Consider the following 19,594-nt stretch of genomic DNA (forward strand, 5'->3'; position numbering starts at 1 on the left):
CTCAGTGACCGGCCCCTGCCTCGAGGTCGATGAGCGCGAGCCCCGATCGGTCATCGACCCGCTTGCGCAGGTGGGCGGGCACGACGTCGATCACGAGCTCGAGTGTCGGGCGCACCACGGCCCGAAGGAGATGCCCGCCGACCGCGGCACCGTCGGAGCGGCCCAGGACGACATGGGCGTGCACGCTCGGGCGGCCCTCGGGGTCGGCTGCGACGTCGCCCATGAGGGAGAGGACCTCGACCTGCTCGTCGAAGCTGATATCCCGGTAGGACCTGGCGTCCCAGTCGAACCACCCGACGGTGGCCTGTGAGAACGCGCCGATCGCGGTGAAGCGAGCGCCGGGCAGACGCTCGTCGCGACACCACTCCGAGAGGAGGGCGATGACCTCGTCGCCGGCATCGAAGACCAGCGCGTCGGTGCGGTTGTCGTGGGCGTGACGGAGATGATGGGCGTGCATGGGGTCGGGGTGCCGCAGCGCGCGGGGGCGGCAAACCACCACGGTCATCCCGCTGGCGCCACAGGCGCCCGGATGTCGCGAGCTCAGGAGCTCTGGGCGCTGCGCCAACCGTCCAGCGTCAGCTGCCAGTGCTCGGCGGCACGCCGTCAGCGGCATCATGGCCGCCTACATCGTGGGCTGGGCCTTGAAGGGGGACAGGCGTCGGCTGGCCGCGGGCGAGGTCGAAGTTGTCGCGGCCGCCGACGTCGGCGCCCTCGCAACCGGAACAGCCCGACCCTGTCCGAGTGCCATGACGCGCGCTGGGACCGAGGGCCAGACGGCTGCTCAGCGACGCTCGTAGCAGATCCGGGCCCGCATGCAGCAGAGCTGTCATGGACATGACGACAAGGCGCAGCGGCCCCGGAGATGGCGGTCGGGGCGGCGTATCGGCCCTGGCGATTGGGTATTGGCGCGCTGTGCCTTCACCGCGGCGAAACGGGCAGGTGGCGCACCGGCGCAGAGCCGGACGTGCACATGCGCGGTGTCTCGCTGCTGGGGCCATGGTCGTCGCGGTCGCCCTGGCCGGCTGCGGCGACAACGGCCAGAACGCGCTGGATCCCAACAGCGGCCCGTCGCGGGACATCGCCACGCTGTGGTGGGGCATGCTCATCGCCGCGACGGTCGTGTTCGCCGGCGCGGCCGCCCTGCTCTGGGTCGCCTACCTGCGCCGCGCCCGGAAGGGGCTTCCGCGCCTGGGCGAGGACGACAGGACCGCGCGCGGCCTCGTCGTCGGCTTCGGCGTGGCGATCCCGATCGTCGTGCTCGTCGCGCTGTTCGCCGTGGCGAACTTCACCGTGATCGCCAAGACGCAGGCGCCGGCCGCGGGGAGCACGCGGATGACGATCCAGATCATCGGCCACCAGTGGTTCTGGGAGGTGCGCTACCCCGGCTCGAAGGCCGTCACCGCGAACGAGATCCACATCCCGTCTCGCACGCGCGTCGACGTCGTGGCCACCACGGCCGACGTGATCCACAGCCTCTGGGTGCCGGAGATCAACCGCAAGATCGACATGATCCCCGGCCACCGCAACCACATCCTGTTCTATGCCGACCACGACGGCGTCTTCCGCGGGCAGTGCGCGGAGTACTGCGGTCTGCAGCACGCGCACATGTCGATGAAGGTCATCGCCGAGCCGCCGGCGCGCTTCGCGGCCTGGCTGCGCACCATGGCCTCGCCTCGCCGCGCGCCCGCGACCCCCGAGACCCAGCGCGGCGAGCAGGTCTTCCTGGCCAACGCGTGCGCGAGCTGCCACGCGATCCGCGGCACGCCGGCGGACGGCACCATCGGTCCCGACCTGACCCACCTGGCGACGCGCGGGACGCTGGCCGCGCTGACGATCCCGAACACCCGCGCCGCGCTGACGCGCTGGATCCGCGATCCCCAGCACATCAAGCCCGGCAGCAAGATGCCTCACATCGACCTCGGCGACCGCGACCTGCAGGCGGTCGTGGCCTACCTGCAGAGCCTGCGCTGATGTCCGCGATCGCGTCTGCGACCCCCGCCGGCCAGGCCCGCGTGCAGCGCCTCGAGCGGATCTGGGCCGAGCGGCCCGGCCTGGTCGGCTGGCTCACGACGACCGACCACAAGCGCATCGGGCTCCTCTATCTGTTCGCGAGCCTCGTGTTCTTCGCCGCCGGCGGCGTCGAGGCGCTCCTCGTCCGCACCCAGCTGGCCGCCCCGAACCAGCACGTGCTCGGCCCCGCCGCCTACGACGAGACCTTCACGATGCACGGGATCACGATGATCTTCCTCTTCGTGATCCCGATCACCACGGGGGCCTTCGGGAACTACCTGCTGCCGTTGATGATCGGCGCGCGCGACATGGCCTTCCCACGGCTGAACGCGCTGTCGTTCTGGCTGTTCGCCGGTTCGGGACTGTTCCTCTACATGTCGATGATCGTCGGGCAGGCGCCGTCGGCCGGCTGGTTCAACTACGTGCCGCTCGCCTCGCGCGCGTACAGCCCCGACAAGGGCATCGACTTCTACTCCTACGGGTTGATCTTCAACGCGATCGCGAGCACCGCGGCGTCCGTCAACTTCATCGTCACCATCTTCAAGCTGCGCGCGCCGGGCATGTCGCTGAACCGCATGCCGCTGTTCTGCTACGCCTTCCTGGCGGTGTCGTTCTCGCTGCTGTTCGCGCTGCCGTTCCTCAGCGTCGCGCTGATCCTGCTCGAGCTCGACCGACAACTCGGCTTCCACTTCTACGACGCCGCCGCGGGCGGCGACCCCCTCCTGTGGCAGCACCTCTTCTGGCTCTTCGGCCACCCCGAGGTGTACATCATCATCCTCCCGGCCTTCGGGTTCGCGACCTCCATCATCCCCACCTTCGTCCGCCGCCGGATGGTGGCCTTCCCGCTCGTCGCACTGGCCGAGCTGCTGGTGGGCTTCCTCGGCTTCGGCGTCTGGGCGCACCACATGTTCGCCGTCGGCCTGTCGACGTCGACGACGACCTACTTCGCCGCGGCCAGCCTGATCATCGTCATCCCCAGCGCGATCCAGATCTTCGCCTGGATCACGACGATCCTGACCGGTCTGCCGCGGTTCACCACGCCGCTGCTGTTCATCATCGGCTTCATCCTGTTCTTCCTGCTGGGCGGACTGACCGGGATCATGTTCGCGGCGATCCCGTTCGATCAGCAGCTGACCGACACCTACTTCGTCGTCGCGCACTTCCACTTCGTGATCTTCGGCGCCGCGGTGTTCCCGATCCTCGGCGGTCTCTTCTACTGGTTCCCCAAGGTGACCGGGCGGCTGTACCACGAGCGCACCGGGCAGATCAGCTTCTGGATCACGTTCGTGGGGACGCTGCTCACGTTCTTCCCCATGCACATCCTCGGCCTGCTCGGGATGCCTCGGCGTGACTACACCTACCCGTCCGGACTGGGCTGGGGCGGCTTCAACCTGCTGGAGACGATCGGGGCCTACGTGCTGACCGCCGGGTTGCTGCTGATCGTGGGCAACCTGCTCTACAGCCTGCGCCGTGGCGCGCCGGCCGGCAACGACCCGTGGTCGGGCGCCACGCTGGAGTGGTCGACGACCTCGCCGCCCCCGGCCTACAACTTCCCGGTCATCCCCGTCGTGTCCAGCGCCTACGCGATGTGGGACGAGGACGACCGGCGCGCCGACGCGGCACGTCTGAACCGCGGCGAGCTCGTCCTCGAGCGCGGGCACGAGACGGTGGCCTCCACCGTCCAGGACGGCGACTGGGACGAGGTGCTCACGATGCCCTCCGAGTCGCCCTGGCCGATCACGCTGGCCATTGCGGTCACGGCGATGTTCGCGATGCTGCTGCTCGAGCACTTCGTGACCGCGGGCGTGTTCGGTGGCGTAGCGCTGCTCGCGCTGCTCGGATGGCATACGACCGAGCCGCAGGAGTCATGAGCTCGGTCCCGCGCAGCCTGCAGGCCACCGACCCCGCCGCCGTGCGGGCGGTCGCCGCCCGCCGGCGCGCGGCGCCGAGCGGCTGGTGGGGCATGCTGCTGCTGATCGGGACGGAGGCGACGCTGCTCGCGGCGCTCGTCGCGACGTACTGGTACCTGCGCTTTCGGGCCACGAGCTGGCCGCCGCCGGGCGTGCCCGAGCCGAAGGTCGTGCTGCCGCTGATCCTGCTCGGCGTGCTGCTCGCCACGAGCATCCCCATGCAGGCCGCGGCACGCGCCGCGCGCACCGGGCGCCTGAGCGCCACCCGGTCCCTGCTGATCCTCGCGCTGCTCGTGCAGGCCGGCTACCTGGCCGTGCAGATCGTCGAGCTGCGCCTCGACCTGCTCGACTTCAGCCCCACCCGCACGGCGTACGGCTCGGCCTACTTCGCCATGGTCGTCGCCCACCACGTCCACGTGGCGGTCGGCCTGGCGCTCAGCCTCGGGATGCTGGGGCGCCTGCTCGGCGGCCTCACCGAGTACCGCACGATCGGCGTCCGCGCGATCACGCTGTACTGGCACTTCGTCAACGTCATGGCGATCGTCGTCGTGCTGACCCAGATCTCGGCGGCGCTGTGAGGGTCGCCGGCCGTGACCTCCCGCTGGCGGCGCTGCAGTGGCTCGGCCTGCTCGCCGCGCCCGCCGCGGTGCTGTCCCAGCAGATCTTCGGCGTCGCGCTGACGCTCGCCCAGTGCAACGCGGCGGGTCGCAGCTGGCAGCTGCCCGTCCACGCGCTGAGCGCGGCGGCCACCGCCGTGGCCGCGGTCGTCGCCGCGCTCGGCGTGATCGCCGCGGTCCTGGCGCTGCAGGCCACTGCAGGGGTCGAGGACCAGGCGGCCCCGCCCCCCGGCCGGGTCCACTTCCTCGCCGTCGTCGGCCTGACGGTCAGCCCGCTGCTGCTGGCCGTGATCCTGATGGACGGCTTCGGCGTCGGCTTCCACGAGGCGTGCCGGCAGTCATGAGCGCCGCGCGGCAGCACCACCGCCTCCGGCCCCGCGCGCTGATCGGCGGCGTGCTGGCGGTCGTGCTCGCGCTGGGCGCCGCGCCCGCCGGCGCCCAGCCCCCCGTGGGCATCGTGCGCCCCGACCCCGCCCAGGAGCGCACGATGAGCCCCGCCCAGCTCGGCGCCCAGCTGTTCGCCGGCAACTGTGCGAGCTGCCACGGCGACCGAGGCCAGGGCGTCCTCCCCGGCACGCAGCCCAACGGCGTCGGCGACGTCAAGGCGGCGGGCCCCTCGCTGCGCGGCGTCGGCGCGCTGGCCGTCGACTTCTACCTGCGCACGGGCTACATGCCGCTCGGCCGCCCCGGCGCCCAGCCCGAGCGCAGCCGCGTCCTCCTGCGCGACAACGAGATCCGGGCGCTGATCACGTATGTGGGCTCGCTGGGGAAGGGCCCGCCGGTGCCGCGGGTCGACGTGCAGGCCGGCAACCTGGGCGAGGGACGGGAGCTGTTCACCGAGCACTGCGCCGGCTGCCACCAGGTCGTCGCCCAGGGCGGCGTCGTCACGGGCGCGCGCGTCCCACCGCTGGAGAAGGCCACGCCCCAGCAGGTCGCCGAGGCCATCCGCATCGGTCCGTACCTGATGCCGCACTTCGACAAGCGCCAGATCAGCGACGCGCAGGTGCAGTCGATCGCGCGCTACGTCCAGTGGACGCACAGCCCGGACGACGCCGGCGGCTGGGGCCTGGGCAACCTCGGGCCGTTCTCGGAGGGCATCGTCACGTGGCTCGTGGCCATCGTCGTGCTCATCGCCACGTGCATCGTCATCGCCTGGAGGCGGACATGAGACGCATCGGACGCGGGCTGCTGGCGCTGATCATCCTGCTGACGGCGTGGACGCGGCGCGGGGAGGTCACGGGCTCACGCCGCCGGCGCATCGTCCCCCGGGCGAGCCCGACCGGCGCGCCGAGCTGGTGGTGATCGCCCTGCTGATGGCCGCCACGCTCAGCGCCGCGGGGTTCATCGTCGTCTACGCCATCGACCGGATCGGCAGCCAGACGCAGCTGCTCGGCCTCGCGCTCGCGCTGTGCCTGGTCTTCCTGGCGGCCGCGCTGACGATCGTCGGGCAGCGGCTCGTCGTGACCGAGGACAACGAGGAGGACTACCCGCCGCCCGGTCATCCCGAGGCGCAGCAGGATCTGGTCCAGATCGTCGAGGAGAGCGGAAGCCGCATCACGCGCAAGCGGCTGCTGACCGCGGCCGGCGGCACCGCCGCGACCGCGCTGGGCGCCGCGATCGTGACCCCGGCCCTGTCTCTGGGACCGTGGCTGGACACCTCCAGCCTCAAGCACTCGCCGTGGCGCCGCGGGCTGCGGCTGATCGGCAGCGACGGGCTCCCGCTCTTCGCCGACCACGTCGCCGTGGGCACGTTCTACACCGCCTTCCCCGAGCACGCCAACCGCGACGACCTCGCCTCGTCGGTGGTCGTGGTGCGCCTGCCGACGGCAGACCTGCGGCTGCCGGCGGAGCGGCGCGCATGGGCACCGCAGGGCATCCTGGCCTACTCGAAGATCTGCACGCACGCCGGCTGCGCGATCGCGCTGTACCGCAAGCCGACGTTCGCGCCCGAGCAGCCGCGTCCCGCGCTCGTGTGCCCGTGCCACTACTCGACGTTCGACCCCGCCCGCGGCGGCAAGGTGCTCTTCGGTCCCGCGGGCCGGCCCCTGCCGCAGCTGCCGCTGACCATCGGCAACGACGGGATCGTGCGCGCCGCCGGGGACTTCTCGGGCCCGGTCGGCCCCTCGTGGAGCAGCGTGCGGCGGGGTCGGGCGACGTGAGGCTGCAGCGCGTCGTCTCGGCCATCGACGAGCGCAGCGGGGCCTCGCCGCTGTTCGTCAAGGCCCTGCGCTACCTGTTCCCCGACCACTGGTCGTTCCTGCTCGGCGAGGTCGCGCTCTACGCGTTCATGGTGCTCGTCGGCACCGGGATCTACCTCACCCTGTTCTTCGAGCCCAGCCTCGGGCAGACGACCTACCACGGCACGTACGCCCCGCTCCAGGGTGCGCACATGAGCGAGGCCTACAAGTCGGCCATCGACATCTCGTTCCGCTACAAGGCCGGGCTGCTCATGCGCCAGACCCACCACTGGGCCGCCGACGTCTTCGTGGCCGCCATCGTGGTGCACCTCATGCGCGTCTTCTTCACCGGCGCGTTCCGCAAGCCGCGCGAGCTGACGTGGGTCGTCGGCCTGGCCATCCTGTTCAGCGCGCTGCTGGAGGGCTACCTCGGCTACTCCATGGTCGACGACCTGCTCTCGGGCATGGGCCTGGCCATCGGCTACGGCGTCGCGCTCTCGCTGCCGGTCATCGGCGGCAACCTCGGCGTCGGCCTGTGGGGCTCGCCGTTCCCGGGCGACCACGCGTTCGAGTCGCGGATGTACATCGGGCACGTCCTGATCTTCCCGGTGCTGATCGGCCTGCTGATCGGCCTGCACCTCACGCTCGTCGCGGCGCGACACCACACGCAGTTCGCCAAGCGCCCCCGCCAGACCAACAGGCGGCTGGTCGGCGTGCCGGCGTTCCCCGGCCAGGCGCCGCGCTCGCTGGCGCTGCTGCTGGCCGTCGCCGCGGTGCTCTTCGCGCTCGGCGGCCTCGTCCAGATCAACCCGATCTGGCAGTGGGGCCCCTACGAGACGTCCCTGGGCACCAACGGCGCCCAGCCCGACTGGTACCTGGGCTGGCTGATCGGCGCCCTGCGGCTGATGCCGGGCTTCGACGTCACGATCGGCGATTACACGCTCATCCCCAACCCGTTCTGGGGCGGGGTGCTGTTCCCGATCGTCGTGCTCGGCGTCCTGGTGGCGGTGCCATGGGCCGAACGGCGTCTCACGGGGGACCGCGGCGTCCACAACCTCGCCGACCGGCCCCGCGACGCGCCCAGGCGCACCGCGTTCGGTGTCGCCTTCCTGACCTGGGTGGGGCTGATCTTCTTCGCCGGCAGCGCCGACCGCCTGTACGTCTTCCTCGGCGTCAGCTACGAGTCGATGATCTGGATCTACCGGGCGGTCACCGTCGCGGTGCCGATCGGGCTCTTCCTCGTGGTGCTCGCCGTCTGCCGGCAACTGCAGGAGGGCGACCGCCAGCAGGCGGACCGCGAGCGCGCCGAGCGCGAGGCGGAGGACGCCGAGCGCGAGGCGGGCCGCGGGCTTCAACTGGACGGCGGCGAGCCGCCGCGGGCGCCGGCGGCGGGCCCGTAGCGCGCCGCGCGGGCCGCGGCCTCGGCCGAGGCGCCGCCGTCGAGCAGCGCCTGGCGCACCTCGGCCTCGCGCACCCAGCGCAGGAACAGCAAGGAGAACGCCACGACCGTGATCGTGCCGCCCTCGACGAACATCAGGCCGCCCCCGATGGCCTGGTCGGTCAGCGGCGCGATGCCCCACCGCTGCTCGCCCGGGCCGTAGTTGGGGTAGAAGACGTGGCCCGACCAGATCAGCGTGAGCGCCAGCGTCCCGCCGATGATGCGCATGACCAGGACGTAGACCGCCTTCTGCGCGGTGCCCATCCAACGCGGCCCGGGCAGGGGCTCGACGACCGCCGCCCACGCCAGCGCGCCCGTCGCGAAGAACATCATGTGCTCGAGCGCGTGGACGCCGGAGTGGGCGAGCGCCGCCTGGTACAGCGGCGGCAGGTGCCAGCCCCACAGCGTCATCGCCCACAGCGGCAGGGCGACGAGCGGGTGGCCCGTCCACCGTAGGCGGCGCACCGGCGCCAGCGCCAGCAGCGGGCGCAGGAGCCGGCCGTCCAGGCCCATGACGACCGCGAGCGGCGCAAGGTCGCCGAGCAGCAGGTGCTGGCCCATGTGCAGGTAGAACACGCGCTCCTCGCCGAGGCGGTCCAGCGGCGAGACCAGCGCGACCACCACCAGCCCCAGCCCGAGCGCGAACCAGGCGACCCGGCGACGCTCCACCGGCCGGCCCCGGCGGCGCAGCCTCCGGGCTCGGACCGCGTAGCCGACGCCGGCCGCGGCGACCGGCGCGAGGGCCAACGGGTCGAGCGACCACCATCCGAGCATCTCGGGCGCCCTACCCGCTGCCGATGCCGGCCAGCAGATGTCGCCGGATGTCGGCGTCAAGCGTCGCGCGGTCCCGGTACTCGCCCTGATGGGTCGCGATCACGCGCCCGGCGCGATCGAGGAAGAACGTCGTCGGCAGCCCGAAGAAGCCGGGCAGGCCGGAGCCGGCCGCGCCGCTTGCGCCGGCGTAGCTGGGGTAGCTCGGCTGCGCGGCGGCGAGCAGCCGCCGGCCGGCGGCGGCCTGGTCGTTGACGTCGAGGCCGAGGAACGCGACCTGACGGCCGAAGCGCGCGGCGGCGCCCGCCAGCAGCGGCAGCTCGGTCCGGCACGGCGGGCACCACGACGCCCAGGCGTTGACGACCACGGGCCGGCCGCGCAGCGCCGCCAGCCGCGCGCGGAAGGCGGCGGTGCCGCCATCCAGCAGGCGGCCGCCCTGGGCGTGCAGCGCGGCCAGCGGCGCCGGGGAGCCCGTCAGCGCGGCCCGGGCCTCGGCCGCGGTCGGCGCGGCGCCCGCGCCCGCGCCCGGCGCGGCGGGCCGGCCCATGACGGCCAGCAGGTCGGCGTACAGGCCCTCGACGGTCCACGGCGCCCGCGGATGGAGCAGGTTCTCACGCCCGGTCGCGTCGAGCATCGCGGTCAGCCGCTTTGGCAGGACGCCGACGCGGGGCATCCCCGTGATGGCGACGCGCAACCGGCCGCGCGGGTCGACGACGAAGACCCCGTCGCTGTGCTGGACGTCGAAGCGCAGCGGGCGGTGCGTCCACGAGTCGGTGTCCGCCGGGACGCCCTCCGGCGTGCGTCGGTAGGCGATGCCCAGCGCGCTCCACAGTCGGTGGATCTGCGCGGGGGACCCCGTGAGGTAGCGGATCGTGGCGCCCGTGCGCCGCTTCCACGCGCGCACGCGCGCGGGCGAGTCACGCCAAGGGTCGACCGTCGCCTCGGCCACGACGACCCGGTCGCCGAGACCGTCGTCCTGCAGCCGGCGGCGCAGACCTTCCAGGGCACCGGTCGTCAGCGGGCACACCTCGCGGCAGAGCGTGAGCGACGGGGCGATGACGAGATAACGGCCGCGAAACGCCGCCAGGGACGTCGGGCGCCCGCGCTCGTCGCGCAGGCCGAGGGACCCGACCGGCCGGTCGACAGCGACGCCCTCGGCCAGCGACGAGGTCGGGACCGCCCCAGCCTGCTTCGTACCACGCCCCACGCCAAGGCCCAGGAAGGCCACGACGTCGGCCACGACGAGCACGGCGCCGACAGCCAGCAACGCGCGCCCGATGCGTTCGATGCGCGACACGTCCAAGGATGCTAATGCGTTGCGGAGGGCATCACGTCACCCGCGACCTCTCGAGCCGCGCACAGCGCGGCATCCCATCGGGCGATATCGGCAGACGTTGGGGCGGCAGCCAGCCGACGAGCACCGACAACGAGGGCAACGCAATCAACAGCCACAGGCGACAGCTGCCCGTGAACGCAACATGTCACACTCGGCGGGGCATGTGGGTGACACCGAGCGGCATCACCGCCCGGGCACGGCGCCTCCTTGGCCCAAGATCAGCAGCGACCTCCTAGCGCCTCGCCGGGACGCGTTGGGCCCTGGCTCCTGGAGTCGTTCCGCCCGAGTCGTCAGGGGCCGGCATGACCAGACGAGCGGCCGGGTCCGCGCTACAGGCGGGCGACGGCACGATCCGAATGGCGATGGTGTCTGGGCCGAGGCCGGAGCCCGGTCGTCGGATCAGGCTGCCACGGGCGCCGGTCCCCGACGTGAGGCGCAGTCTGACCGTCGCCGTGGTGCCGGGGTCATGTCGGTAACAGCTCGCCATACAGCCGCGTGCTCCTGCGGTGAACCCTATGTCGTCCCCCCACCGAGGAGCCTCATGTCCGTCACTGCCTCTGACCTCATGATCGATCGCCTTTGCCAATGGGGAGTCGACACGATCTTCGGACTGCCGGGCGACGGGATCAACGGTCTCATGGAGGCGTTGCGAGCGCGCCAGGATCGAGTCCGCTACGTCCATGTGCGTCACGAGGAGGTCGGCGCGATGGCGGCCGTGGGCTACGCACGGTTCACCGGCAAGCTCGGCGTCTGCTTCGCCACCGCCGGACCGGGCGCCATCCATCTGGCGAACGGGCTGCTGGATGCCCGCATGGAGGGCGTACCGCTGCTGGCGATCACCGGGATGACCTACCACGACCTGATTGGCACGCACTACCTGCAGGACTTCGATACCGATCACCTGTACGCCAACCTCGCGGCTTACAACCAGCGGATCATGGGGCCGGCGCACATCGAGAACGTCGTCGACCTCGCGTGCCGCACCGCGCTGAGCCAGCGACTTCCATCGCACATCGCGTTTCCGATCGACTACCAGGTCGCCGACGCCAGCGACCAGATGCGCTTCAAGCGCAACCTCCAAGGCCACACCAGCACGGCCTTCACGGCACCGGTTCGCGCCCCGGTCCACGCCGAGCTCGAGCGTGCCGCGCAGCTGCTGGCGGGCTGCTCGAAGATCGCCATCCTCGCGGGGCAGGGCGCCCGTGGTGCTGGTGCCGAACTCGAGCAGGTCGCCGAGAAGCTCGGTGCCCCGGTGGCCAAGGCCTCGCTCGGCAAGGACTGCATTCCCGACGACAGCCCGTATACGACCGGCGGAATTGGCGTCATCGGGACCCGCCCGACGACCGAGGCGATGGACGGCTGTGACGGCCTGCTGATCGTCGGCAGCTCGATGCCCTACCTCGAGTTCTATCCGTCACCGGGACAGGCCAAGTGCGTGCAGATCGACGACAAGCCTGAGCGCATCGGTCTCCGCCACCCCGCCGACGTCGGCTTGGTCGGCGACGCGCGTGTCACGTTACGTGAGCTGCTGCCGTTGCTGACCTACAACGAGCATCGCGGCTTCCTGTCCGCGGCGCAGCGCGGGATGAAGGCATGGTGGAAGCTCATGGAGCACCGCGCCTCGCGCGCCGACGAACCATGCCTGAAGCCGCAGACGGTGGCCTGGCACCTGGCCAAGGTCCTGGCGGACGATGCGATCGTTTGCGGCGACTCGGGCCAGGTGACCTACTGGGGTACCCAGATGCCGCTGCGCCGCGGACAGAGGTTCGCATTCAGCGGTACGAACTGCTCGATGGCAGCCGCGCTGCCCTACGCGATCGGCGCCCAGACCGCCTACCCCGAGCGCCAGGTGGTGGCGTTCACCGGTGACGGGTCGATGACGATGCAGATGGGCGATCTGGCCACGCTCGTCCAGCACGAGCTTCCCGTCAAGGTCATCGTGTTCAAGAACAACACGCTGGGGCTGATCAAGTGGGAACAGATGCTCTTTCTCGGCAATCCCGAATACGGGGTGACCTTCGCACCAGTGGACTTCGTCAAGGTCGCCGAGGGCTGCGGCGCGACGGCGTTCCACATTGAAGACTCGGTCAGTTGCGAGGACACACTACGCCGGGCGCTGGGCACGCCTGGGCCCGTCCTGGTCGAGTGCGTCGTCGACCCCAACGAGCCCCGATGCCGCCCACGATCACCAGCGACGACGTCCAGGCACTGGCCACCGCGCTGGCGCACGGCCAGGAGCACCGCCGGCGCATCGCACTGACCATCGGACGCGCAGCCATCGACGAATCGACGTTCTCGGCCAGCCCGCTCGGTGTCGTGGCCAGGGTCAAGGACAAGGTCGGCCTCGGTGACCACGACCACCAGGACAGCGGGAGCGCTCGGTCGTGAGCCTCACGCTTCCCTCCCTCCACCATGGTCCGGCGAAGGTCGGGCGCCGCTCACGACGTCCAGAGAACGACGACGGCGACGTCCGTGCCGGTGTCCACGCGCGCGCGCTGGCTGCCGAGCTGGCCCGTACGGTCTCCGGAGAGGTCCGCTTCAGCGACGGTTCGCGTGCCCTGTACGCCTCGGACCTGTCGCTCTACCGCCAGGTTCCGATCGGCGTCGTGATCCCCAAGACCTATGACGACGTGGAGGCTACGCTGGCCGCCTGCCGCCGCCACGGCGCGCCGATCTTGGCCCGCGGTGCCGGCACAAGCCTGCTCGGCCAGTGCTGCAACGTCGCCGTCATCATCGACTTCTCCAAGTACCTCAACGCGATCCTGGAACTCGATCCGCGGCAACGCACCGCCCGCGTGCAGCCCGGGGTCATCAACGACCAGCTGCGCGAAGCGGCCGAGGAGCACGGTCTGACCTTCGCGCCCGATCCGGCCACGCACGACTACTGCACCATCGGCGGCCAGATCGGCAACAATTCGTGTGGGACCCATTCGATCATGGGCGGTCGCACGGCCGACAACGTGCTCGAGCTCGACGTCCTGACCTACGACGGCGAGCGCATGCGTGTCGGCCAGACCAGCGAGGAGGAGCTGGCGGAGATCATCGCCGCTGGTGGTCGCCGCGGCCAGATCTACGCTGACCTGCGCGCTCTGCGCGAGCGTTACGGCGACGCGGTCCGCGAGCATTTTCCTGAGATCCCGCGGCGCGTGTCGGGCTACAACCTCGACGAGCTGCTGCCCGAGCGCGGCTTCAACGTCGCCCGGGCTCTGACGGGCAGCGAAAGCACCTGCGCATTGTGGTTGGAGGCCACGGTGCGCCTGGTGCCGAGCCCGCCCAAACGCGCGCTCGTCGTCTGCGGCTATCACGACCGCTTCGCCGCCGGTGACCATGTGCCCGAGATCATGGATCTGGACCCGGGTCCGCTCGGGCTTGAGGGCTTTGACCACACCCTCGTCGAGAACATGCGGCGCAAGGAGCGCCACCTCGAGGACATCCGCCACTTGCCCGACGGGCAGGCTTGGCTGCTCATCGAGTTCGGAGGGGCCACGCAGCAGGAGGCCAACGAGCACGCCGAGAAGGCCAAGGAGACACTGCAGCGCCATCACACCGCCCCCGTCATCGAGATCGTCGAGGACGCCCACAAACAGGACCAGATCTGGGCGGTGCGCAAGTCCGGCGTCGGCGACAGCCGGATCCCCGGCGTGCTGGACACCTGGCCCGGCTGGGAGGACGCTGCCGTGCCACCCACCCGGCTGGGTGCGTACCTGCGCGAGTTTCACGATCTGTGTGAGCGCTTTGGCTATCACTCCGAGTACCACGGGCACTTCGGGCAGGGTTGCATCCACACGCGGATCGACTTCGACGTCAAGACCGCCGCCGGCGTCGCGGCCATGCGACGCTTCATGGAGGAGGGAACCGACCTCGTGGTCAAGTACGGCGGGTCGATCTCCGGCGAGCACGGCGACGGCCAGTCGCGCGCCGAGCTGCTGCCGCGCATGTTCGGCGCCGAGGTGGTCGAGGCCTTCGCAGCGTTCAAGCGCATCTGGGATCCGCAGGGCGCCATGAACCCCGGCAAGGGTGCCGGTGCGGTGCACGACGGCTACAAGCTTGACGAGAACCTGCGCATGGGCCCCGGCTATCGTCCCCCCGCCGTCGAGACGTACTTCGCGTTCCCCGGCGACCACGGCTCGTTCGCCGAGGCCACCGAGCGCTGCTTCGGCGTCGGGCAGTGCCGGCAGCTCGAAGGCGGGACAATGTGCCCGAGCTTCATGGTCACGCGTGACGAGCGGTATACGACGCGTGGACGCACGCGGATGCTGTTCGAGATGCTGCAGGGCGAGGCGATCGGCGACGGCTGGCGCGACGAGGAAATCAAGGAGTCGCTCGACCTGTGCCTGTCGTGCAAGGGTTGTCGCGGCGACTGCCCCGTGCATGTCGACGTCGCCACCTACAAGGCCGAGTTCCTGGCCCACTACTACGAGCGGCGACTGCGTCCGCCATCGGCCTACGCGCTGGGCCTGATCCCGCTGTGGGCGCGACTTGCGTCCCACGCGCCCCGGGTGGCCAACACCATGGCGGGCCTGGGGCCCGTCAGGCGGATGGCGGGCGTCGCGCCCGAGCGCAAGCTGCCGAGCTTCGCCGCGCAGACGTTCCGCTCGTGGTTTGACCAGCATCACCAGCCCGCCAACCCGGACGGTCAACCGGTCATGCTGTGGCCCGACACGTTCAGCGACCACTTCGAGCCCGACGTCGGCCGCGCGGCGGTCCGAGTGCTCGAGCACACCGGCTTCCGGGTGCAGCTGGCCCCCCGGGCGTATGCTGCGGGCGCCCGCTGTATGACTACGGAATGCTCAGGCTCGCCAAGTGGCTGGCGCGCCGTAACCTCGACACGCTGGGTCCCTATCTGACTCAAGGCGTGCCGATCATCGGTCTGGAGCCCAGCTGCATCGCCGTCTTCCGCGACGAGACCTCCAACCTGCTCCCACACGACGAGGACGCGCGGCGGCTACGCACCCAGACGCTGACCCTGGCCGAGCTGCTGCAGCGCCACGCACCCGACTACGTGCCCCCTGCGCTGAAGCGCCCGGCAATCGTCCAGGGTCACTGTCACCACAAGGCGATCATGGGTCTGGGCGCCGAGCAGCGCCTGCTGGAGATGATGGGCGTTGACTGGGGCACCCAAGACTGGGGCTGCTGCGGCATGGCCGGCAGCTTTGGCTACGAGGCAGAGAAGTACGCCATCTCGATGCAGATCGGGGAGCGCTTCGTGCTGCCCGCCGTGCGCGATGCGCCCGAGGCGATCGTCATCGCCGACGGGTTCTCGTGCCGCTCACAGATCAAGCATGGAGCGGGGCGCCACGGCGTCCACACCGCCCAGGCGCTCGCGCTCGCGCTGGACCAGGACCAGATGACGATAGGAGCATGATGATGGCATCGATCGGCACACCATCCGAGCGCGCGGCGGCCGCCACCGGACGCGGGGTGAAGTTCCAGGAGGCGGGACCGGGCCGATTCATCTCCGACCCGGCGGCGCTGGGCCTGGCGGGCTTCGCGCTGTCGACGATGACGCTGAGCTTCATCAATGCGGGCATTCTGCCGCAGGCCGACGCCCCTGTCGTCCTTGGGCTCGCCCTGGCCTACGGCGGCGTCGTGCAACTGCTGGCCGGCATGTGGGCGTTCGTCAAGAACGACACGTTCGCCGCGGTGGCGCTCAGCTCCTACGGCGCCTTCTGGATCTCGTTCTACTTCCTGCAGCACACGTTCATCCAGCAGATTCCCGCCGGTGACCGGTCCGGGGCGCTGGCCCTGTATCTGCTCTGCTGGGGCGTGTTCAGCCTGTATATGTGGATCGCGTCTTTCCGCGTCAGCATTGCCATCAACGCGGTATTCATCACGCTGTGGCCCGCGTACGTGCTGCTCGGTCTGGGCAAGGCGATCGACTCGACGCCGCTGTTCCACATCGGCGGGATCTTCGGGATCGCCACGGCGGCCGCGGCCTGGTATGCGTCAGCGGCGATCGTGTTGAACAAGACGTTCGTCCGTGACCTGCTGCCGCTCGGAGAGCTGCGCTCCGCCCAGCAGGATCTCGCCACGAGGCCGTAGTCGCTGCCCACCCGGGTTCCGTACCGCATGGTCGCGCTGGCCTGGGTGGCTGGTTGCGTCGACGCGGTCAGCTACCTGCGGCTGGGCAGCGTGTTCACCGCCAACATGACCGGCAACACCGTGCTCCTGGGTATCGCGGTCGCCCAAGGGCACGGCGCCGCCGCCGTTCGCTCGGCGGTAGCGATCGCCGGGTTCTGCTCCGGCGCGCTGATCGGGTCGCTGCTGGACGGGGCCGCCGTCGCGCTGCTGCCTGAGGGATTGGTGTTGGTCGGGCTGGCGGTCGGCGCCCAGTTCGGGCTCGTCGGGCAGCCGCTGATCGCCGCCAGCGGTTGCGCGATGGGGCTGCAGGCCGCGACGGTGCGCCGGCGCGACGGCACCGGGGTCAACGTGACGTACATCACCGGGACGCTGACGACGCTGATGTCGCGCGTGACCGACCGGCTGCGGGGGCGCCGTCCTGACCATGACGGCCACGAAGCCCGGGTCGCGTTCCCCGCACTCGTATGGGCGGGCTATGCGGTGGGCGGCCTGTGCGGCGCACTGGCGGCCGGCGCCTGGCACGCTCGGGCCTTCGTGCTTCCGGCTGCGGCGGCCCTGCTCACAGGCCTCGCAGACGTCCTCAGCCGCTCAACCGGGGGCGAGCGCGTCACCACCGCCGTCGATCGCTGACCTGCCGGCTCCACGCCTCGGGGGATCGCACGTGGGTCGCCGCGCCGGCACCTGCTCGGTGACCCCTCTTCGACCCCGACGCCGGACGACAGACGACCTGTGCGCTTGTCGGGGTGCGGACGGGATGGCGCCGCGGCGGTTGGAGGGCCTATCGAACGGTCACACCGATGACCGCAGACGAGATGCCCGGGCGCAGATCGGACACCGTCCCGGCATGGACGACCACGCGCGCGGCCTCACCTATATCCGAGATGCTCTGAACCGTCGGCACACGTCAGCTCCGCGGATGCCGTTGATGCCGGCCGCTCGCCGCTATCTGCGACTGGCACGTCCGGCACCCGTGATGCCCGCCAGCTCGCGAAACTCAGACCCAGGCGTCGACCCGCGCGCCCACGAGGCGCCGTGCCCGAGCGGTGCGCCCGGAGCCGAGCACAACCGAGCGGACGACACACACCAGCAACCGTCCGGCCCTGAGGACGGAAGCGGCCGCGGACGCCATCAGCGCAGCACGACGGCCAACACACCGCACAGCGCGGCGGCCCCGGTGGCCGTCCAGGCCACGTAGTCGGTCGGCCGGCCGCTGTGGATCGCCCTCAGCGTCGCGATCACCACGCGGGCGGCCTGTGGAGGGCGTCGGCCGAAGCCGAGCAGGCCGAAGGTCGCGATGATCAACGCGCCAGCCAGCGAGGCGCCGGCGTAGAGCAGACCAGTCGTGCCGGGCGCCTTGAGCTCGGGGACGACCACCACGGGCGACACGCCTCCTAGGACCGAAGCGCCGTAGCCACCGGTGTCGACGAACACCGCGGCGGCGCGGGCCACCGCGGTGCGCAGGCCCGGCACCACGCCCCAGCCGATGGCAGCGGCGAGGAGCCCGGAGGCGACCGTGAGGAGGACGGCCCCGGATCGCGGCGCGCGCTCGTCATCACGTTCATCGGCGTCATAGGGATCCTCGCCGGCCCGGGCACCCCAGCCGGCGAAGACCCGCACGCCCGCGCGCAGTAGCGTGCCGGCGATGACCGCCGTCACGGCCGCCATGAGCACGGGCACCCAGCGGTAGCCGTCGGCCTTGAGCGCCGCATCCTCCACCAGAGACCGGCCCAGGAAGGAGCCGGTCGGAGGCAACGAGGCGATCGTCAACGCGCCGATCGCAAAGAGCACGCCGAGCGGCCATGAGGAGCGCGCGACCCCGCGCAGCCGACCCTCGGTAAGCGAGCCGTGGCGGTGCTCGACCAGCCCGACGATCGCAAAGAGGGCGGCCTTCGTGACGCCGTCGCCCACGATCCAGATCGCCGTGCCGGCCACCCCGTCTGCGCTGAGCAGTCCCAAGCCGATCAGGAACAGGCCGACCTGCGCGATGGTGGCAAAGGCGAGCATGCGCTTGAGATGGTGCTGCAGCATGCACATCGTGGCTGCGAGCACCGCCGTCAGGGCGCCCGCGACGACGAGGACGGCCCGCAGCTCGGCATCGTGCCGGCCCAGCACGCCATGGAAGGCGGCCCAGTAGATGCGCATCAGTCCATAGAGACCGAGCTCGGAGAACGCGCCCGCCAGCAGGATGCAGACAGGGGTGGTCGCCACGGCATAGGCGTCGGCGGTCCACAGGTGAAAGGGCACGACCGCCGCCTTGATCAACAGCCCGACGGCAATCAGCGCGAACCCGAGGATGACGGCCAAGTCCAGCGGTCGGTCGTGCAGCGCGCGTCCGATCTGCGCCAGGTTCAGAGCGCCGCTGGTTCCATAGACCAGCGCGATGCCGAAGAGGAAGAGGATCGACCCCACCGTGTTGGTCACCGCGAAGGTCAGCGAGCCTTCCAGTGGGGCACGGTGGCGTATCTCGTAGCCGACGAGCACGTAACCGGCGACGCTCATGAGCTCGAAGAACACGAACATGTTGAACACATCGCCGCTGAGACAGAAGCCGAGCATCCCCGCGACGAACAGCAGGACCAGCGCGTCGAACAGCAGGCTCTTCTCGACGATGAGGCGGGCGGCCAGGACGAACGCGACGAGCGCCAGGACGGCGACAAAGAGCGCCAGGCCGGCGCCGATCGGGTCCACGGCGAAGTCGATGCCGATTGCGGCGCCCCCTCGGGGATGCCAGCCCGAGAACCAGACGATCTGCCGGCGACCGACGCTGTGACCGAGCAGCATCGCGGCCAGTACGACGCAGGCCATCGCGGGAGCCAGGCCGAGCAGGCTGCTCCGACGTGGTGCGAGCGGCGACCACGCCGCCAGCAGCGTGGCCGCCAGCATCGGCACCAGGACGACCAGCGCCGCTACGGCCATCAGCCGCGCAGCGCTCCGAGCTCGTCGGGGTCCACGGTGCCAAAGCGCGTCGCGACCTGGACCGTCAGGGCCAGCAGCACCGCGGTCACCGTGGCCTCGACGACCACGTCGGTCAGCGTCAGCGCCTGCACGATCGGATCGACGACCGGCGTGCCGGGCGCCAAGTCGGCGAAGACCGGCGCGCGGCCGCCCGCGCGGTAGCCGATCGCGACAAGCAGCACGTACGTCGAGGCCTGGGTCACCGTCAGGCAGAGCACCATGTGGACGAGATGGCGGCTGGTCAGAACGCCGTAGAGGCCAACGATCAGCAGCCACACAGCCACCACGTAGGCCAGCAC

The 19,594-nt window shown here is 71.0% G+C and carries 18 protein-coding genes; 13 read left to right on the forward strand and 5 right to left on the reverse strand.

Going from position 1 to position 19,594, the window contains the following annotated elements:
* Position 1: 1 nt before the first annotated feature.
* Positions 2-457 carry a PPC domain-containing DNA-binding protein gene (locus FSW04_RS11995; protein ID WP_146919507.1) on the reverse strand — a complete coding sequence of 152 codons (456 nt, stop codon included), beginning with the start codon at positions 455-457 and terminating at the stop codon, positions 2-4.
* Positions 458-996: 539 nt separating this feature from the next.
* Between FSW04_RS11995 and FSW04_RS12000 the strand changes: the two genes are divergently transcribed.
* The 8 genes from FSW04_RS12000 to qcrB are packed head-to-tail and all read left to right on the forward strand — an operon-like array spanning position 997 to position 8,114.
* A complete protein-coding gene (locus FSW04_RS12000; protein WP_146919509.1) occupies positions 997-1,971 on the forward strand; it encodes a cytochrome c oxidase subunit II in 975 nt (324 codons plus the stop codon).
* The gene (gene ctaD / locus FSW04_RS12005) at positions 1,971-3,881 is read left to right on the forward strand and encodes a cytochrome c oxidase subunit I (RefSeq protein ID WP_146919512.1); all 1,911 of its coding nucleotides are present in this window, start codon (positions 1,971-1,973) and stop codon (positions 3,879-3,881) included. Before FSW04_RS12000 ends, ctaD begins: the two co-directional genes overlap by 1 nt.
* Entirely contained in the window at positions 3,878-4,498 is a 621-nt protein-coding gene (locus FSW04_RS12010; RefSeq protein WP_187369449.1) for a cytochrome c oxidase subunit 3, read from the forward strand. Before ctaD ends, FSW04_RS12010 begins: the two co-directional genes overlap by 4 nt.
* Positions 4,495-4,881 (forward strand): hypothetical protein, encoded by a 387-nt coding sequence (locus FSW04_RS12015; protein WP_146919516.1) that lies wholly within the window; start codon positions 4,495-4,497, stop codon positions 4,879-4,881. The genes FSW04_RS12010 and FSW04_RS12015 overlap by 4 nt, the downstream gene beginning before the upstream one ends.
* A complete protein-coding gene (locus FSW04_RS12020; protein WP_146919518.1) occupies positions 4,878-5,705 on the forward strand; it encodes a c-type cytochrome in 828 nt (275 codons plus the stop codon). Before FSW04_RS12015 ends, FSW04_RS12020 begins: the two co-directional genes overlap by 4 nt.
* Positions 5,702-5,839: a hypothetical protein gene (locus tag FSW04_RS25945; protein ID WP_187369450.1), complete on the forward strand. Its 138-nt coding sequence runs from the start codon at positions 5,702-5,704 to the stop codon at positions 5,837-5,839. The genes FSW04_RS12020 and FSW04_RS25945 overlap by 4 nt, the downstream gene beginning before the upstream one ends.
* Positions 5,836-6,696: a QcrA and Rieske domain-containing protein gene (locus tag FSW04_RS12025; protein WP_146919520.1), complete on the forward strand. Its 861-nt coding sequence runs from the start codon at positions 5,836-5,838 to the stop codon at positions 6,694-6,696. Before FSW04_RS25945 ends, FSW04_RS12025 begins: the two co-directional genes overlap by 4 nt.
* Positions 6,693-8,114: a cytochrome bc1 complex cytochrome b subunit gene (gene qcrB / locus FSW04_RS12030; RefSeq protein ID WP_146919522.1), complete on the forward strand. Its 1,422-nt coding sequence runs from the start codon at positions 6,693-6,695 to the stop codon at positions 8,112-8,114. The genes FSW04_RS12025 and qcrB overlap by 4 nt, the downstream gene beginning before the upstream one ends.
* Here qcrB and FSW04_RS12035 read toward each other — a convergent pair.
* Together FSW04_RS12035 and FSW04_RS12040 are read right to left on the reverse strand one after the other, a co-directional pair.
* Positions 8,066-8,926, reverse strand: a complete 861-nt coding sequence (locus FSW04_RS12035) for a cytochrome c oxidase assembly protein (protein WP_146919524.1) — start codon at positions 8,924-8,926, stop codon at positions 8,066-8,068. The two genes, qcrB and FSW04_RS12035, sit on opposite strands and share 49 nt — an antisense overlap.
* Positions 8,927-8,936: 10 nt before the next feature.
* Positions 8,937-10,220: an SCO family protein gene (locus tag FSW04_RS12040; RefSeq protein ID WP_187369451.1), complete on the reverse strand. Its 1,284-nt coding sequence runs from the start codon at positions 10,218-10,220 to the stop codon at positions 8,937-8,939.
* Positions 10,221-10,824: 604 nt separating this feature from the next.
* Here FSW04_RS12040 and FSW04_RS12045 point away from each other — a divergent pair.
* From FSW04_RS12045 to FSW04_RS12065, 5 genes are all read left to right on the forward strand, one after another.
* A complete protein-coding gene (locus FSW04_RS12045; protein ID WP_228431186.1) occupies positions 10,825-12,519 on the forward strand; it encodes a thiamine pyrophosphate-binding protein in 1,695 nt (564 codons plus the stop codon).
* A 124-nt stretch (positions 12,520-12,643) separates the two neighbouring features.
* Positions 12,644-15,106 carry an FAD-binding and (Fe-S)-binding domain-containing protein gene (locus FSW04_RS12050; protein ID WP_146919528.1) on the forward strand — a complete coding sequence of 821 codons (2,463 nt, stop codon included), beginning with the start codon at positions 12,644-12,646 and terminating at the stop codon, positions 15,104-15,106.
* Positions 15,046-15,624 carry a (Fe-S)-binding protein gene (locus FSW04_RS12055; protein WP_146919530.1) on the forward strand — a complete coding sequence of 193 codons (579 nt, stop codon included), beginning with the start codon at positions 15,046-15,048 and terminating at the stop codon, positions 15,622-15,624. Before FSW04_RS12050 ends, FSW04_RS12055 begins: the two co-directional genes overlap by 61 nt.
* The gene (locus FSW04_RS12060; RefSeq protein ID WP_228431188.1) at positions 15,621-16,301 is read left to right on the forward strand and encodes an acetate uptake transporter; all 681 of its coding nucleotides are present in this window, start codon (positions 15,621-15,623) and stop codon (positions 16,299-16,301) included. Before FSW04_RS12055 ends, FSW04_RS12060 begins: the two co-directional genes overlap by 4 nt.
* A gap of 27 nt (positions 16,302-16,328) precedes the next feature.
* Positions 16,329-16,970, forward strand: coding sequence for a YoaK family protein (locus FSW04_RS12065; protein WP_146919532.1), 642 nt, complete (start codon positions 16,329-16,331; stop codon positions 16,968-16,970).
* 498 nt (positions 16,971-17,468) lie between these two features.
* Here FSW04_RS12065 and FSW04_RS12070 read toward each other — a convergent pair whose 3' ends face one another.
* Positions 17,469-19,256: a complex I subunit 5 family protein gene (locus FSW04_RS12070; RefSeq protein ID WP_146919534.1), complete on the reverse strand. Its 1,788-nt coding sequence runs from the start codon at positions 19,254-19,256 to the stop codon at positions 17,469-17,471.
* On the reverse strand, positions 19,256-19,594 hold the full coding sequence (locus FSW04_RS12075; protein ID WP_146919536.1) for an NADH-quinone oxidoreductase subunit K: 339 nt from the start codon (positions 19,592-19,594) through the stop codon (positions 19,256-19,258). The genes FSW04_RS12070 and FSW04_RS12075 overlap by 1 nt, the downstream gene beginning before the upstream one ends.

This window comes from Baekduia soli (assembly GCF_007970665.1).
In the GTDB taxonomy this organism is placed as follows: Bacteria; Actinomycetota; Thermoleophilia; order Solirubrobacterales; family Solirubrobacteraceae; genus Baekduia; species Baekduia soli.

Bases quoted from the DNA above. Each gene is read 5' to 3' on its own strand.
- FSW04_RS12065 (WP_146919532.1), top strand. From the start codon at position 16,329: ATGGTCGCGCTGGCCTGGGTGGCTGGTTGCGTCGACGCGGTCAGCTAC.
- FSW04_RS11995 (WP_146919507.1), bottom strand. From the start codon at position 457: ATGCACGCCCATCATCTCCGTCACGCCCACGACAACCGCACCGACGCG.
- FSW04_RS12035 (WP_146919524.1), bottom strand. From the start codon at position 8,926: ATGCTCGGATGGTGGTCGCTCGACCCGTTGGCCCTCGCGCCGGTCGCC.
- FSW04_RS12010 (WP_187369449.1), top strand. From the start codon at position 3,878: ATGAGCTCGGTCCCGCGCAGCCTGCAGGCCACCGACCCCGCCGCCGTG.
- ctaD (WP_146919512.1), top strand. From the start codon at position 1,971: ATGTCCGCGATCGCGTCTGCGACCCCCGCCGGCCAGGCCCGCGTGCAG.
- FSW04_RS12020 (WP_146919518.1), top strand. From the start codon at position 4,878: ATGAGCGCCGCGCGGCAGCACCACCGCCTCCGGCCCCGCGCGCTGATC.
- FSW04_RS12060 (WP_228431188.1), top strand. From the start codon at position 15,621: ATGATGATGGCATCGATCGGCACACCATCCGAGCGCGCGGCGGCCGCC.
- FSW04_RS12055 (WP_146919530.1), top strand. From the start codon at position 15,046: ATGCTCAGGCTCGCCAAGTGGCTGGCGCGCCGTAACCTCGACACGCTG.
- FSW04_RS12045 (WP_228431186.1), top strand. From the start codon at position 10,825: ATGATCGATCGCCTTTGCCAATGGGGAGTCGACACGATCTTCGGACTG.
- FSW04_RS12070 (WP_146919534.1), bottom strand. From the start codon at position 19,256: ATGGCCGTAGCGGCGCTGGTCGTCCTGGTGCCGATGCTGGCGGCCACG.
- FSW04_RS12000 (WP_146919509.1), top strand. From the start codon at position 997: ATGGTCGTCGCGGTCGCCCTGGCCGGCTGCGGCGACAACGGCCAGAAC.
- FSW04_RS25945 (WP_187369450.1), top strand. From the start codon at position 5,702: ATGAGACGCATCGGACGCGGGCTGCTGGCGCTGATCATCCTGCTGACG.